General features: G+C 62.8%; 16 protein-coding genes. 13 read left to right on the plus strand and 3 right to left on the minus strand.

What is annotated here, in order from left to right; all coding sequences use genetic code 11:
• The 5 genes from rpmD to map all read left to right on the plus strand — a co-directional run bounded on the left by rpmD (position 1) and on the right by map (position 3,708).
• On the plus strand, positions 1-207 hold the full coding sequence (gene rpmD, locus AU252_RS16940) for a 50S ribosomal protein L30 (protein ID WP_056344352.1): 207 nt from the start codon (positions 1-3) through the stop codon (positions 205-207).
• Positions 208-702 (plus strand): 50S ribosomal protein L15, encoded by a 495-nt coding sequence (gene rplO / locus AU252_RS16945; protein ID WP_058931722.1) that lies wholly within the window; start codon positions 208-210, stop codon positions 700-702.
• Positions 703-921: 219 nt separating this feature from the next.
• Complete coding sequence (gene secY, locus AU252_RS16950) at positions 922-2,232, plus strand: preprotein translocase subunit SecY (RefSeq protein WP_058931723.1); 1,311 nt, start codon at positions 922-924, stop codon at positions 2,230-2,232.
• 5 nt (positions 2,233-2,237) lie between these two features.
• Positions 2,238-2,807, plus strand: coding sequence for an adenylate kinase (locus tag AU252_RS16955; RefSeq protein WP_181037244.1), 570 nt, complete (start codon positions 2,238-2,240; stop codon positions 2,805-2,807).
• Positions 2,808-2,880: 73 nt separating this feature from the next.
• Positions 2,881-3,708: a type I methionyl aminopeptidase gene (gene map / locus AU252_RS16960; protein WP_058931725.1), complete on the plus strand. Its 828-nt coding sequence runs from the start codon at positions 2,881-2,883 to the stop codon at positions 3,706-3,708.
• Between the two features lie 85 nt (positions 3,709-3,793).
• Here the strand turns inward: map and AU252_RS16965 are convergent, their stop codons facing one another.
• The 3 genes from AU252_RS16965 to AU252_RS16975 form a co-directional block, all read right to left on the minus strand.
• Positions 3,794-5,140 carry an ABC transporter substrate-binding protein gene (locus AU252_RS16965; RefSeq protein ID WP_058931726.1) on the minus strand — a complete coding sequence of 449 codons (1,347 nt, stop codon included), beginning with the start codon at positions 5,138-5,140 and terminating at the stop codon, positions 3,794-3,796.
• 99 nt (positions 5,141-5,239) lie between these two features.
• Entirely contained in the window at positions 5,240-6,145 is a 906-nt protein-coding gene (locus AU252_RS16970; protein ID WP_058931727.1) for a carbohydrate ABC transporter permease, read from the minus strand.
• A complete protein-coding gene (locus AU252_RS16975; protein WP_240484213.1) occupies positions 6,142-7,122 on the minus strand; it encodes a carbohydrate ABC transporter permease in 981 nt (326 codons plus the stop codon). The genes AU252_RS16970 and AU252_RS16975 overlap by 4 nt, the downstream gene beginning before the upstream one ends.
• 200 nt (positions 7,123-7,322) lie before the next feature.
• Here AU252_RS16975 and AU252_RS16980 point away from each other — a divergent pair, with 200 nt between their 5' ends.
• The 8 genes from AU252_RS16980 to AU252_RS17015 all read left to right on the plus strand — a co-directional run bounded on the left by AU252_RS16980 (position 7,323) and on the right by AU252_RS17015 (position 12,721).
• Positions 7,323-8,285, plus strand: coding sequence for a P1 family peptidase (locus AU252_RS16980; RefSeq protein WP_083510456.1), 963 nt, complete (start codon positions 7,323-7,325; stop codon positions 8,283-8,285).
• Positions 8,286-8,464: 179 nt separating this feature from the next.
• Positions 8,465-8,686 (plus strand): translation initiation factor IF-1, encoded by a 222-nt coding sequence (infA, locus tag AU252_RS16985; protein ID WP_009358723.1) that lies wholly within the window; start codon positions 8,465-8,467, stop codon positions 8,684-8,686.
• A 69-nt stretch (positions 8,687-8,755) separates the two neighbouring features.
• On the plus strand, positions 8,756-8,869 hold the full coding sequence (gene rpmJ / locus AU252_RS16990; RefSeq protein WP_009358722.1) for a 50S ribosomal protein L36: 114 nt from the start codon (positions 8,756-8,758) through the stop codon (positions 8,867-8,869).
• Between the two features lie 176 nt (positions 8,870-9,045).
• A complete protein-coding gene (gene rpsM, locus AU252_RS16995) occupies positions 9,046-9,420 on the plus strand; it encodes a 30S ribosomal protein S13 (RefSeq protein WP_028275004.1) in 375 nt (124 codons plus the stop codon).
• A 51-nt stretch (positions 9,421-9,471) separates the two neighbouring features.
• Positions 9,472-9,873 carry a 30S ribosomal protein S11 gene (gene rpsK, locus AU252_RS17000; protein WP_018769149.1) on the plus strand — a complete coding sequence of 134 codons (402 nt, stop codon included), beginning with the start codon at positions 9,472-9,474 and terminating at the stop codon, positions 9,871-9,873.
• A gap of 132 nt (positions 9,874-10,005) precedes the next feature.
• Positions 10,006-11,016, plus strand: a complete 1,011-nt coding sequence (locus AU252_RS17005) for a DNA-directed RNA polymerase subunit alpha (protein ID WP_056344331.1) — start codon at positions 10,006-10,008, stop codon at positions 11,014-11,016.
• 77 nt (positions 11,017-11,093) lie between these two features.
• Positions 11,094-11,798, plus strand: a complete 705-nt coding sequence (rplQ, locus tag AU252_RS17010) for a 50S ribosomal protein L17 (RefSeq protein ID WP_058931729.1) — start codon at positions 11,094-11,096, stop codon at positions 11,796-11,798.
• 32 nt (positions 11,799-11,830) lie between these two features.
• Entirely contained in the window at positions 11,831-12,721 is an 891-nt protein-coding gene (locus AU252_RS17015) for a tRNA pseudouridine synthase A (RefSeq protein WP_205630588.1), read from the plus strand.
• Positions 12,722-12,725 lie beyond the last annotated feature (4 nt).

Here is a 12,725-nt window from a genome sequence, read left to right on the forward strand (position 1 = left end):
ATGGCTAAGAACCTGATTCCCTCCGACCTTCAGTTGGAGATCACTCAGATCAAGTCCGCCATTGGCGGCAAGCAGAACCAGCGCGACACCCTTCGGTCCCTCGGCCTGAAGCGGATCGGACACACCGTTGTCCGCACCGCCGACGCCGTGACTGTTGGAATGCTCAACACGGTTCCGCACCTGGTAAAGGTAGAGGAGGCGAAGTAAATGGCAGAGAAGAACACCGCCGAAAAGGCTCAGGGCGCCGCTGCTGAGAAGCAGAACGCACTGAAGGTTCACCACCTGCGTCCCGCCCCGGGTGCCAAGACCGCCAAGACCCGCGTTGGTCGTGGTGAAGGTTCCAAGGGTAAGACCGCTGGTCGCGGTACCAAGGGTACAAAGGCCCGCTACCAGATCAAGGCTGGCTTTGCCGGCGGCCAGCTGCCGCTGCACATGCGCCTGCCGAAGCTGCGCGGCTTCAAGAACCCGTTCCGGGTTGAGTTCCAGGTTGTAAACCTGGACAAGCTCAACGAGCTGTTCCCCGAAGGTGGCGCAGTCACCGTGGAGAACCTGGTCGAAAAGGGTGCCGTTCGTAAGAACCAGCCCGTCAAGGTGCTTGGCACCGGCGACATCACCGTCAAGGTTGACGTCACCGTCCACGCATTCTCGGCCAGCGCCGCAGAAAAGATTGCAGCAGCAGGCGGAAGCACCACCGCTCTCTAGTAGACGGTGGGCGAACGCCCGTTGTGAACTCCCGGTGTGCAGGGCCCCCAGGGCCGTGCACGCCGGGAGTTTTTTCACATCCGCTGGCCGACCATTTCCGTCCGTTCGCCGCAAACGCGGGTTCGCGGATTATTCGCATGGCCAATCCACCCGTTAGACTCGGTTGTTGGGATTATTGTCCCCCATCACACCACGCTTATAAACAACACAGGAGGACGCTTGCTTAGCGCATTTGGCCGGGCCTTTCGCACGCCTGATCTGCGACGCAAGTTGTTGTTCACGCTGGCAATCATCACAATCTTCCGCTTGGGTGCATTCATCCCCTCGCCTGGTGTGAACTACCAGAATGTCCAGCAATGCTTGCAGAACGGTCAGACCGCAGGCGGGCTCTATCAGCTCGTCAACCTGTTCAGCGGCGGTGCCTTGCTTCAGGTGTCCATCTTCGCGCTGGGCATCATGCCGTACATCACGGCCAGCATCATCGTGCAGCTGCTCCGGGTGGTCATTCCCCGGTTCCAGGAGCTGTATGAAGAGGGCGCCTCCGGGCAGTCCAAGCTCACGCAGTACACGCGGTACCTCACCATTGCCCTGGGCCTGCTGAACGCCACGACGCTGGTGTCGCTGGCGCGTTCAGGCCAGTTGCTTCCGGGCTGTGCACTGCCGATCATTCCTGACGACAGCATTATCACCACCATCCTGCTGATCATCACGCTGACCGCCGGTACTGGGCTCATCATGTGGATGGGCGAACTCGTCACAGAAAAGGGTGTGGGCAACGGCATGTCGCTGCTCATCTTTACCTCCATCGCGGCGACCTTCCCCACGTCCCTGGGCGCCATCTGGAGCTCACAGGGCCCGGGCACGTTCTTTATGGTCCTGGTGATCGGCCTGGTGACGGTTGCCCTGGTGGTCTTCGTGGAGCAGTCCCAGCGCCGCGTCCCGGTGCAGTATGCCAAGCGGATGATCGGACGCCGGACCGTTGGCGGCACCAGCACCTACATCCCCATCAAGGTGAACATGGCAGGCGTGATCCCCGTGATCTTCGCATCCTCCATGCTCTACCTGCCGGGACTGATCTCACAGTTCAACCAGCCCAAAGCGGGCGAGGCGCTCGCGCCGTGGGTTGAGTGGATCAACAACAACCTGACCCGAGGAGACCACCCGATCTACATGGCGCTGTACTTCGCCATGATCGTGTTCTTCACCTACTTCTATGTCGCGATCACCTTCAACCCTGAAGAGGTCTCGGACAACATGAAGAAGTACGGCGGTTTCATCCCGGGTATCCGTGCCGGAAAACCGACCGCGGACTACCTGCAGTACGTGCTCTCTCGGATCACGCTGCCCGGCGCCCTGTACCTGGGCTTTGTGGCACTGATTCCGCTGGTGGCACTGGTACTGATCAACGCGAACCAGAACTTTCCGTTCGGTGGCACCTCGATCCTGATCATGGTGGGCGTTGGCCTTGAAACCGTCAAGCAAATAGATGCGCAGCTACAGCAACGTCACTACGAAGGGCTTTTGCGATGACGAAAATGTTGATTATTGGACCCCCCGGTTCCGGAAAAGGAACGCAAGCGGAACGTATTTCCGAGCGCCTCGGCGTCGTGGCGATTTCCACCGGTGATATCTTCCGCGCCAACGTGAAGGGCGAAACTCCTCTTGGCATCGAGGCCAAGAAGTACATGGACGCCGGGGACTTTGTTCCGGACAGCGTCACCAACAAGATGGTCCGCGACCGCCTCAGCGAGTCCGACGTCGAAAACGGCTTCCTCCTGGACGGCTACCCGCGCACCACGGCGCAGGTGGACTACCTTGACGGGATCCTCGCGAACAGCGAAGAAAAGCTCGACGTCGTCCTGCAGCTCACGGCCGACGACGAGGAACTCGTCTCGCGCCTGTTGGGCCGTGCGAAGGAAACTGGCCGGAGCGACGACAACGAAGCCGTGATCCGCCACCGCCTGGACCTGTACCACGAGCAGACCGAGGCCGTTGTGGCCAAGTATGCCGAACGCGGCATCCTGACCCAGGTTGACGGCATCGGCGGCATCGACGAGGTCACCGACCGCGTGATGCAGGCCATCAAGGCAGCCCAGGCCGCCTAAGCACCGCAACATGCTTTTCCGAGGCTCCTCCCGGCATCCGGGAGGAGCCTCAGCCATTGAGAGGACACACACCATGGCCTTCGGCCAGCCCCGTATCGAATACAAGACCAACGCCCAGATGCGCATCATGCGCGATGCCGGGCTGGTGCTGAACCGTGCGCTGGACGCAGCGGTGGCAGCAGCCGCTCCAGGCGTTACCACCAAGCAGCTGGACGACGTCTTCGCCGCAGTGCTGAACGAGGCTGGCGCCAAGTCGAACTTCCTCGGCTACCACGGCTTCCCCGCCACCATCTGCACGTCAGTGAACGAGGAAGTGGTGCACGGCATCCCCGGCGGCAAGGTCCTCAAGGACGGCGACATCATCTCGATCGACGGCGGCGCGATTGTTGACGGCTGGCATTCCGATTCTGCACGGACCGTCATTGTGGGCAAGGCTGACCCCGAGGACCAGCGTCTCTCAGACGTCACCCAGGCAGCCATGTGGCGAGGCATCGCAGCACTGGCCACAGGAAGCCACGTGGGCGACGTCGGCGCAGCCATCGACGACTACGTCTCCTCCGTGCCGGGCAAACCGCTGGGCATCCTGGAGGACTACGTGGGTCACGGCATCGGCTCCGAGATGCACATGGCCCCGGATGTTCTGAACTACCGCACCAGCCACCGCGGTCCCAAGATCAAGCCCGGACTGTGCCTGGCCATCGAGCCCATGCTGGTCCGCGGCAGCATCGACACCGCCGTGCTGGAGGACGACTGGACAGTGGTGACCACCGACGGCAAGCGCTCCTGCCAATGGGAGCACTCGGTCGCCGTCCACGAAAAGGGGATCTGGGTACTCTCAGCCCCCGACGGCGGCGCGGAGCACCTGGTGCCGCTCGGCGTCGTACCGGTTCCGATCCCCTAACCCAAGTAGGTCGCAGTAGATGTCGTTATGAGCGCTCATAACGACATTAACTGCGACCTACTTGGGTTAATCCGTGGCTGGTATGTCAGGCCTTGAGCTTGGGCTTGACGTCCTTGGTGTAGATTCCCTCGAGAGTCGCCTTCAGCTCGGTCATGGTGGCCTTCACGTCGGCCTCCTGCGTCAGGATCTTGGCGGCAGCCTTGGCCATCTCCTGGTCGGCTCCCGGCAGGAACGCGCGCGCGTTATCCTGGACCTTCGTCACGGCCAGCTGGTCCATGGCGATCTTGATCTGCGGCGTCTTGGCGAGCACGGCGGTCATGTCGGCGGACGTGCGCGTGGGCATGTAGCCGGTCGCGGCCGAGAAGGCGGCAGTGTTCTCCGGCTCGGTCATGAACTGGAGGAACATGGCTGCTGCCAGCTGCTCTTCCTTGGTCACACCGCTGGGGATGCCCAGGCCGGCGCCGCCGGTGGGGCACACGCCTGAGGTGACCTTTGAGCCGCCCGGCAGGAAGCCGACGCCCACGTTGAACTTGGCGGACTTCAGGATGCCGATCAGTGACCCTGTGGATGACAACGTGGCCGAGGCGAGGCCAGCGGCAAAGTCGTCGGCGGATTCCTTGGAGGAGACCCCAGCCCAGGCGTCCTTGTAGACGGAATCCTGGGCCGCCTGCAGTGCCGCCACGGACTCGGCTGAGTCACACGTGATGTCCCATTCCTTGGACCAGCCGCCGCCTTCGCCCCACAGGTTGTTCTGCAGGGTCCAGCCCGCGTACCCGGCCAGGGCGGGGTGCATAAACGCGTACTGGGCGCCGGAAGCCGCCTTGAGCTTCGGGGCCCAGCCGGCGAATTCCTGCCAGGTGGCGGGGGCACGGTCCGGCAAACCGGCTGCGGCGAAGTGGTCCTTGTTGTAGTAGAACAGGGGCGTGGACCGGCCGTAAGGGAGTGCCCACTGCTTGCCGTCGTACTTGTAGTCGTCCACCAGCGAGGTGCGGAAGTCGTCCAGCTTGACGTCCAGCTGCTTGACCAGGGAGTCGAGCGGGATGATGCTCTCGTTCAGGTAGTAGCGGAACCACCAGACGTCGGAGAGGACCACCAGGGACGGCAGGCCTGACTTGGCGGCCTGGGCGGTCTGGAACTTCTGGGCGATTTCCTCGTAGTTGGCGCCGGCCGTCACCAGGTTCACCTTGATGTCCGGGTACTTGGCGTGGAACTTCTCGATGATGCTCTTTTCCACGTCCTGGGACTTGCCCGGGTGGTTGGACCAGAAATCGATGGATGCGGCCGGCTTGACGCCGCTGAAGTCGATGTCGGCAACGGTTGTCGCCGCGGCTCCGGGTGTTGTGGAAGGGCCGCCGCAGGCGGAGAGCGCTGCCGCGCCTGCCCCGGCGCCTGCCAGGGTGAGGAAGAACCGTCGATCAAGGGTAAAGGACATGGTGCTGCCTTTCGTTGTGTGCCTCGGTAGTGCTGGATGCGGTGGATGGATGGTTTTGGATGCCCGGCGGCAGTGCCCGACGGCGGTACTCGCCGGAGATTAGCCCGTCACGCTGCCCTGGGTCAGGCCCGCGACGATGTAGCGCTGGAGCATGGCGAAGATGACCAGGATGGGGACGATCACGAGGACGGCGCCGGCCATCATGATTCCCCAGCCTGCGCCGTTGCTCTCGGAGTTCTGCAGCAGGGTCAGGCCCACCGGAAGCGTCATGCTTTCGGGTTTGTCCGTGATGATCAGCGGCCAGATGTATTCGTTCCATTCGCTCACTACGGTGACCAGGGCAACCGTGGCAATGGATGGAACGGAGACCGGAACCACGATCTGCCAGAGCCGCCGCCAGTGGCCGGCGCCGTCGATCTCTGCGGATTCCAGGATGGAACCGGGCAGGGTGAGGAAGTGCTGGCGCAGCAGGAACGTGCCGAAGGCAGTGCCCAGGCCAGGCAGGATGATGCCCCACAGGGTGTTCTTCCCACCCATTCCGGCGATCAGGATGTAGTTCGGCAGGATGGACACCTGCGCTGGAACCATCAGGGCCACAAGGATCAGGACGAAGATCAGGTTCTTGAACGGAAAGCGCACAAACACCAGGGCATAGGCGGTCAGCAGGGCAAGGATCACTTTGATGCCGCCGCCCACCACTGTGACGATGGTGCTGTTCAGGAAGAACTGACCGAACGGGACCGTGGTCATGGCCACCCGATAGTTCTCCGGGTCCAGGGCTGCCGGGAGCACCTGCAGATCCAGGGTGACGATTTCGCCGGGCTGTTTGAACGAGCTCAGCACCATCCACAGCAGCGGCAGGAACACCACCAGGACGGCGACGGCCAGCGGCGCATACCCGGCAGCGACTGTCCTGACCAGGTTGGCGCGGGAGAACGGCCGCTCGAGGGGCGGGACGGCGTCGGGCGTTGAAGGGTCCGGAAGGACGGCGGCGGGAGCGCTCACGAGTAGTGCACCTTCTTTTCGACAAACCGCAGCTGCAGCACTGTGATGACCAGCAGGATGACAAACAGGACCACCGAGATGGCGGCGGAATAGCCGGCGCGGTTGTAGGCGCCGAAGGCTTGGAGGTACGCCTCGTAGATGAGGGTGCTGGTGCCGCTGCCCAGGGGCGTCATGATCCGGATGAGGTCGAAGGCCTGGAGCGAGCTGAGCATGGTGGTGATCAGCAGGAAGAAGGTAGTGGGGGAGAGCAGCGGCAGCGACATGCTGACGAAGCGCCGGAAACTGCTGGCACCGTCCAGCGACGCCGCCTCCATCACGTCCTGCGGCAGGGACTGCAGCCCGGCGAGGAACACCACCGCGCAGTAGCCCAGGTTCTTCCAGACGTACACGATGATGACCATCACCAGGGAGAGCTCCGGATCGTTGATCCACTGCGGACTCTGCTGTCCAAGGCCCCGCAGTATCCAGGCCAGCACGCCGTAGCCGGGATCAAAGATGAACAGCCACACCAGGCCAACGCCAACCCCGGACAGCACATACGGTGCGAAGACGGCCGACCGGGCAAAGGTGGTGCCGCGGACCTTCGAGTTCAGGGCCAGCGCCACCAGTAGGCCCAGCACCATGGAGCCGCCCACGGTTGCCGCAGTGAACACGGCGGTGGTGCCAAGGACCCGGCCGGCGTCCGCGCTGGTGAAGAATGTGACGTAGTTTTCCAGCCCGACGACGGTGGCCGACGCGGAGCCGAGCGTCCAGTTCAGCGTGGAGTAGTAGAGGTTGTTGAACAGCGGGACGTAGGTGAAGACCGCGATGAGCAGCAGGTTCGGCAGGGCCAGCGCGAGGAAGACGAAGAAGTCCTGGCGCTTTCGACGCGACCAGCGATTGCGTTTCCGGGGCAGGGCGCCGCCCTCGTCCTTTGCTCCGCTGGAGGCCGTCTGCGCCGGGGAACTGCCCGGCTGGGCGGTGAGCTGTGGTGTCATGGATCTCAATCGGGAGGCCTGCGATGGCAGGGCTGTGGAACGGATTTGAGATTACTCCATCACATAGTCGATGCCGGACCGGACCAGATGCGGCCGCCCAGCGAATTGTTGTCCCAGGCTTCGGAGCCCGTTCACGGAACGTTTCGTTTCCCCGGTGATGGAGCCGCCGCCCGCCGATGAACGCAGGGCAGAATGGAGCCATGGGAGCAATCACGGATGTGCCTGGGATCAGGGTTGGCCATGAGCAGAAGACCGGCGACGGCTGGCTGACGGGCGTCACCGTGGTGCTGCCGCCGCCGGGCACTGTCGGGTCGGTGGACGTCCGTGGCGGTGGCCCGGGCACGCATGAGACTGACGCGCTGGATCCCACCACGCTGGTGTCCACGGTGGACGCCGTGGTCCTCACCGGCGGCAGCGCCTACGGGCTCGTCTCGGCCCACGGTGCACAGCGCTGGTGCGAAGAGAACGGCCGGGGATTCGCCGTCACCGGGGGAGTGGTGCCCATCGTTCCCGCCGCCGCGATCTTCGACCTGGGCCGGGGAGGCGACTTCTCAGCGCGCCCGACGGCGGACATGGGCTATGCGGCCACCGTTGCCGCTGCTGCCGAAACGGACGGGCACGACGTCGGACGCGGCAGTGTGGGTGCCGGCACCGGAGCGATGATCGGACGCGGACAGTTCAAAGGTGGGGTGGGTACGGCTTCGGTCACGCTTGAGAACGGCGTGGTTGTTGGAGCGCTGGCCGTGGTGAACGCGCTTGGGTTTCCCGTGGAGGCACTTCCGGGGAATCCCGAACCCTCCGCGCGCTCGGTCGTGCCTCCCTTAGACGCGCGCTTCCGGGTTCCCGATTCCCCGTCAGCGGATGCCGGTCCGCCTGCGTTGAACACAACGCTTATTGTTGTGGCGACGAACGCGGTGCTGGACCCCGCCGAGTGCTATCGGACTGCTTCTGCTGCGCATGCTGGGCTGGCTCGCGCGCTCAATCCGTCGCACACCTTGGCCGACGGGGATACTGTGTTCTGCCTTGCCACTGGTGAGGTGGCGCTGGACCGGAGTAGTGAAACTGCCCGGCAGGTGAGTCTCATTACCCTGCAGAGTGCGGCAGCCGACGTCGTACGCTTGGCGATCCTCGACGGGATTTCGGCAAGCTCAATTACGGGGTAGGGTGTGTACTTTCATTTTTAGTTTGGACTTTCTACCCACTTACAGTAAAGTGGTTTGTTGGTTGTCTGCCCAGCTGTGCCCTGTTTGGGGCCGGAGGCGATAACCGATCCAACAAAAACGTTCGTGGCAATGTCCGGTGCAATCCGGCAGGGCTGCGGCAACAACAGTTAGCGGAGGGTATGGCCAAGAAGGACGGGGTCATTGAGATCGAAGGCGTTGTGACTGAGGCGCTGCCTAACGCGATGTTTCGCGTTGAGCTGACCAACAAGCACATCGTACTCGCGCACATCTCAGGCAAGATGCGCCAGCACTACATCAGGATTCTCCCTGAGGACCGGGTAGTGGTGGAACTGAGCCCTTATGACCTCACTCGGGGTCGTATCGTCTACCGCTACAAGTAAATTCTGGGCGGCCTCAGCATGAGCTGACGGCTGCTCCAGTTGACCAACTGCCACACGCAAAGGAATGCCATGAAGGTCAAGCCGAGCGTCAAGCAGATCTGCGAAAAGTGCAAAGTGATCCGCCGTAATGGCCGGGTCATGGTGATCTGCGAGAACCCGCGCCACAAGCAGCGCCAGGGCTAATTTCCCTCCTGAGGGAAATCCTGGGTTGCTAACCCACGCAAGTAAATAAAAGGCAGCACAAGCTGAACTGGGACGTATGAGCCCGGACAGCTAACCCCCGGTCGGAGGCTGGGGCCGCACAGAACGTGCGGGTGTACTGCCTACGACCTCCGGTTTATTCAAGGAGCACTGCCTCTATGGCTCGTCTCGCTGGCGTAGACATTCCCCGCGAAAAGCGGTTGGAAATTGCGCTTACTTACATCTACGGCGTGGGCAAGACCCGTGCACACGAAACCCTGGCTGCCACTGGCATCAGCGCTGACGTCCGCGTTAAGGACCTCACCGATGCCCAGCTGGTAGAGCTTCGTGACTACATTGAAGGCAACTACAAGGTTGAGGGTGACCTTCGCCGCGAAGTAGCAGCTGATATCCGCCGCAAGGTTGAAATCGGTAGCTACGAAGGTATTCGCCACCGCAAGGGCCTGCCAGTGCGCGGACAGCGTACGAAGACGAACGCACGTACCCGTAAGGGTCCGAAGCGCACCGTTGCAGGCAAGAAGAAGGCTCGTTAAATCCCTCGGGATTGACTCGTCTTCCCCCAATAACTTTCTGTAGGAGAAAAAATGCCCCCGAAGACTCGTGGCGCGGTTCGCAAGCCGCGTAAGAAGGACAAAAAGAATATCGCGCTGGGCCAGGCGCACATCAAGAGCACTTTTAACAACACCATCGTGTCCATCACGGACCCGAACGGCGCTGTTATCTCTTGGGCTTCCTCAGGTGAGGTTGGCTTCAAGGGCTCACGCAAGTCCACCCCGTTCGCAGCCCAGATGGCTGCCGAAGCTGCTGCCAAGCGTGCGCAGGAGCACGGCATGCGCAAGGTTGACGTTTTCGTCAAGGGACCGGGTTCAGGACGCGAGACCGCAATCCGCTCGCTGCAGGCCGCTGGCCTGGAGGTTGGCTCCATCCAGGACGTCACCCCCGCAGCGCACAACGGCTGCCGTCCGCCGAAGCGCCGCCGCGTCTAAGGCTTTTCCAGCAGCTTGAGCTTGCCCGGACCGTCTATGGTCCGGGCAAGCCCAGCCGCGTTAAGTCTTCAGACCGAATTTCCACCACCTGTGTTGCGTCATATAGCGGATGCTCGCCGAAAGGAAACCTAAGTGCTCATTGCACAGCGCCCCACCCTCTCCGAAGAGGTAGTCTCCGATAACCGCTCGCGTTTCATCATTGAACCGCTGGAACCGGGCTTCGGCTACACCCTCGGAAACTCCCTCCGCCGTACCCTGCTCTCCTCCATCCCCGGTGCCGCTGTAACCAGCATCCGGATCGATGGCGTGCTGCACGAGTTCACCACGGTTCCGGGTGTCAAGGAAGATGTCACTGAGATCATCCTGAACATCAAGAGCCTGTCGGTTTCCTCCGAGCACGACGAGCCGGTTGTGGCTTACCTGCGCAAGCAGGGCCCCGGAGTCGTCACCGCCGCGGACATCGCTCCGCCGGCCGGCGTCGAATTCCACAACCCGGATCTGCACATTGCCACGCTGAACTCGAAGGGCAAGTTCGAACTCGAACTGACCATCGAGCGCGGCCGCGGCTACGTTTCGGCAGCTCAGAACAAGTCCGGCGACTCCGAGATCGGCCGTATCCCGGTCGACTCGATCTACTCGCCGGTCCTGAAGGTTACTTTCCGCGTGGAAGCAACCCGTGTTGAGCAGCGCACCGACTTCGACAAGCTCATTGTCGACGTCGAGACCAAGCAGGCCATCGCCCCGCGCGATGCTGTTGCTTCCGCAGGTACCACCCTGGTGGAACTCTTCGGTCTGGCCCGCGAGCTGAACACCGCAGCTGAAGGTATCGAGATTGGCCCGTCGCCGACGGATGCTGCCCTGGCAGCAGACATGGCACTGCCGATCGAGGATCTGGACCTCACCGTCCGTTCCTACAACTGCCTCAAGCGTGAGGGCATCCACACCGTGGGTGAACTCGTTGCACGCTCCGAGGCTGACCTCATGGACATCCGTAACTTCGGTGCGAAGTCCATTGACGAGGTCAAGGCAAAGCTGGTTGAACTGGGCCTGTCCCTCAAGGACTCGCCTCCCGGTTTTGACCTCGCAGCACGCGCCGCAGCAATTGAAGAGGACGACGCCGCTTTCGGCGACGACGAACTCTAACAAACAGATCTTGGCCGGCTGGCTGGATGCACCACGGTGTGCGCAGCCCACTGGCTTCCATATGAGGAGAAACTATTATGCCTACCCCCGCTAAGGGTCCGCGCCTCGGAGGCGGAGCGGCTCACGAGCGTCTTATGCTCGCGAACCTGTCCGCCGCACTGTTCGAGCACAAGCGGATCACCACCACGGTGACCAAGGCCAAGCGACTGAAGCCGTACGCCGAGCGTCTGGTGACTTTCGCCAAGCGTGGCGACCTGGCTTCCCGCCGCCGTGTACTCGGCCTGATCAGCAACAAGGGCATCGTCCACGAGCTGTTCACCGACATTGCACAGGCAGTGGAGAACCGCGACGGCGGTTACACCCGCATCACCAAGATCGGCAACCGCAAGGGCGACAACGCTCCCATGGCTGTCATCGAACTGGTTCTCGAGCCGGTTTCCGCCAAGCAGGCCGTTGTGGCCGAGGCTACCCAGGCTGCCGCCAAGGCTGCCGCCAAGGCTGCTCCGGTTGCTGAAGAAGCTCCGGTTGTTGAGACCGAAGCCGCTGAGACCGAAGCTGCTGAAGCCAAGTACGCCGGCTCCAAGCCTGCTACGGCTGACAACGTCGCCCCTGAGGGCTTCGAGGTCAAGGGCAACGAGGACTCCATGAAGTACCACGTTCCCGGCTCACGCTGGTACGACGCCACGACTGCTGAAGTCTGGTTCGACTCTGCAGAGTCCGCCGCAGCCGCAGGCTTCGTGCCTGCCGGTGGCGAAGCTGCGCAGGCCGTCGAAGCTGAGTAATCAGGCTCTGACGCTCCAGTAGACTTATGTCTATGAACGACCAAAAACCCGCTGCCCCCGTTTTGGGGGGCGGCGGGTTTTTGCGTGTCCGGTTTGATTTATCGTACGACGGCGGCCCCTTCAACGGGTGGGCAGTGCAGCCGGGATTGCGGACCGTCCAGGGCATCCTGGAAGAGGCGCTGGCGCTGTTGATCCGCCGGCCCATCCGGGTCACCGTGGCGGGACGTACCGACGCCGGCGTGCACGCCCGCGGCCAGGTGGTCCACCTGGACCTGACTGAGGCCGAGTGGCTGAAGCTGCCGCGCGGGCACGAACTGGACCCCGCCGTCGCGTTCTTACGGCGGATTCGTGGCGCCCTCAGCAGGGGGCTGGGCGACCTGAGCGGGGCTATCGAGGTTCACCTGGTGTCCTTGGCACCCGTGGGGTTCGATGCCAGATTCTCCGCGCTGTGGCGGCGGTACAGCTACCGCATCGCGGACGGTCCTGCCCTGTGGGATCCGCTCGAACGGTACTTCACGCTCTGGCACCAAAGCCCCTTGGACGTGGACCTGCTGAACGCAGGTGCAGCGCAGCTGCTGGGACTGCAGAACTTCCTGTCCTACTGCAAGCCGCGGGAGGGTGCCACCACCGTCCGCGAGCTGCAGCGCTTCGAGTTCCACCGCGGTGAGGACGGCGTTATTGTGGCCACCGTCCAGGCCGACGCCTTCTGCCACAACATGGTGCGCTCACTGGTTGGCTCGGCCCTGTTCGTGGGCGAGGGCATCGAGGAGCCCGGCTGGCTGCATGAGCGGCTGCTGGCCAAGAAGCGTGACGCCAAGTCCGTCCTGGCCGCCCCGCACCCGCTGGTCCTTGAAGAAGTGGCCTACCCGTCCGACGACGAGATGCTTGCCCGCGCCGAACTGACGAGGGCAGTCCGCAAGTAGGTTC

Source organism: Pseudarthrobacter sulfonivorans, assembly GCF_001484605.1.
In the GTDB taxonomy this organism is placed as follows: domain Bacteria; phylum Actinomycetota; class Actinomycetes; order Actinomycetales; family Micrococcaceae; genus Arthrobacter; species Arthrobacter sulfonivorans_A.

Bases quoted from the DNA above. Each gene is read 5' to 3' on its own strand.
- rpsK (WP_018769149.1), top strand. From the start codon at position 9,472: ATGCCCCCGAAGACTCGTGGCGCGGTTCGCAAGCCGCGTAAGAAGGAC.
- map (WP_058931725.1), top strand. From the start codon at position 2,881: ATGGCCTTCGGCCAGCCCCGTATCGAATACAAGACCAACGCCCAGATG.
- AU252_RS16965 (WP_058931726.1), bottom strand. From the start codon at position 5,140: ATGTCCTTTACCCTTGATCGACGGTTCTTCCTCACCCTGGCAGGCGCC.
- infA (WP_009358723.1), top strand. From the start codon at position 8,465: ATGGCCAAGAAGGACGGGGTCATTGAGATCGAAGGCGTTGTGACTGAG.
- rplO (WP_058931722.1), top strand. From the start codon at position 208: ATGGCAGAGAAGAACACCGCCGAAAAGGCTCAGGGCGCCGCTGCTGAG.
- AU252_RS16955 (WP_181037244.1), top strand. From the start codon at position 2,238: ATGTTGATTATTGGACCCCCCGGTTCCGGAAAAGGAACGCAAGCGGAA.
- AU252_RS17015 (WP_205630588.1), top strand. From the start codon at position 11,831: ATGAACGACCAAAAACCCGCTGCCCCCGTTTTGGGGGGCGGCGGGTTT.
- rpmD (WP_056344352.1), top strand. From the start codon at position 1: ATGGCTAAGAACCTGATTCCCTCCGACCTTCAGTTGGAGATCACTCAG.
- AU252_RS16980 (WP_083510456.1), top strand. From the start codon at position 7,323: ATGGGAGCAATCACGGATGTGCCTGGGATCAGGGTTGGCCATGAGCAG.
- rplQ (WP_058931729.1), top strand. From the start codon at position 11,094: ATGCCTACCCCCGCTAAGGGTCCGCGCCTCGGAGGCGGAGCGGCTCAC.
- rpmJ (WP_009358722.1), top strand. From the start codon at position 8,756: ATGAAGGTCAAGCCGAGCGTCAAGCAGATCTGCGAAAAGTGCAAAGTG.
- AU252_RS16975 (WP_240484213.1), bottom strand. From the start codon at position 7,122: ATGACACCACAGCTCACCGCCCAGCCGGGCAGTTCCCCGGCGCAGACG.
- rpsM (WP_028275004.1), top strand. From the start codon at position 9,046: ATGGCTCGTCTCGCTGGCGTAGACATTCCCCGCGAAAAGCGGTTGGAA.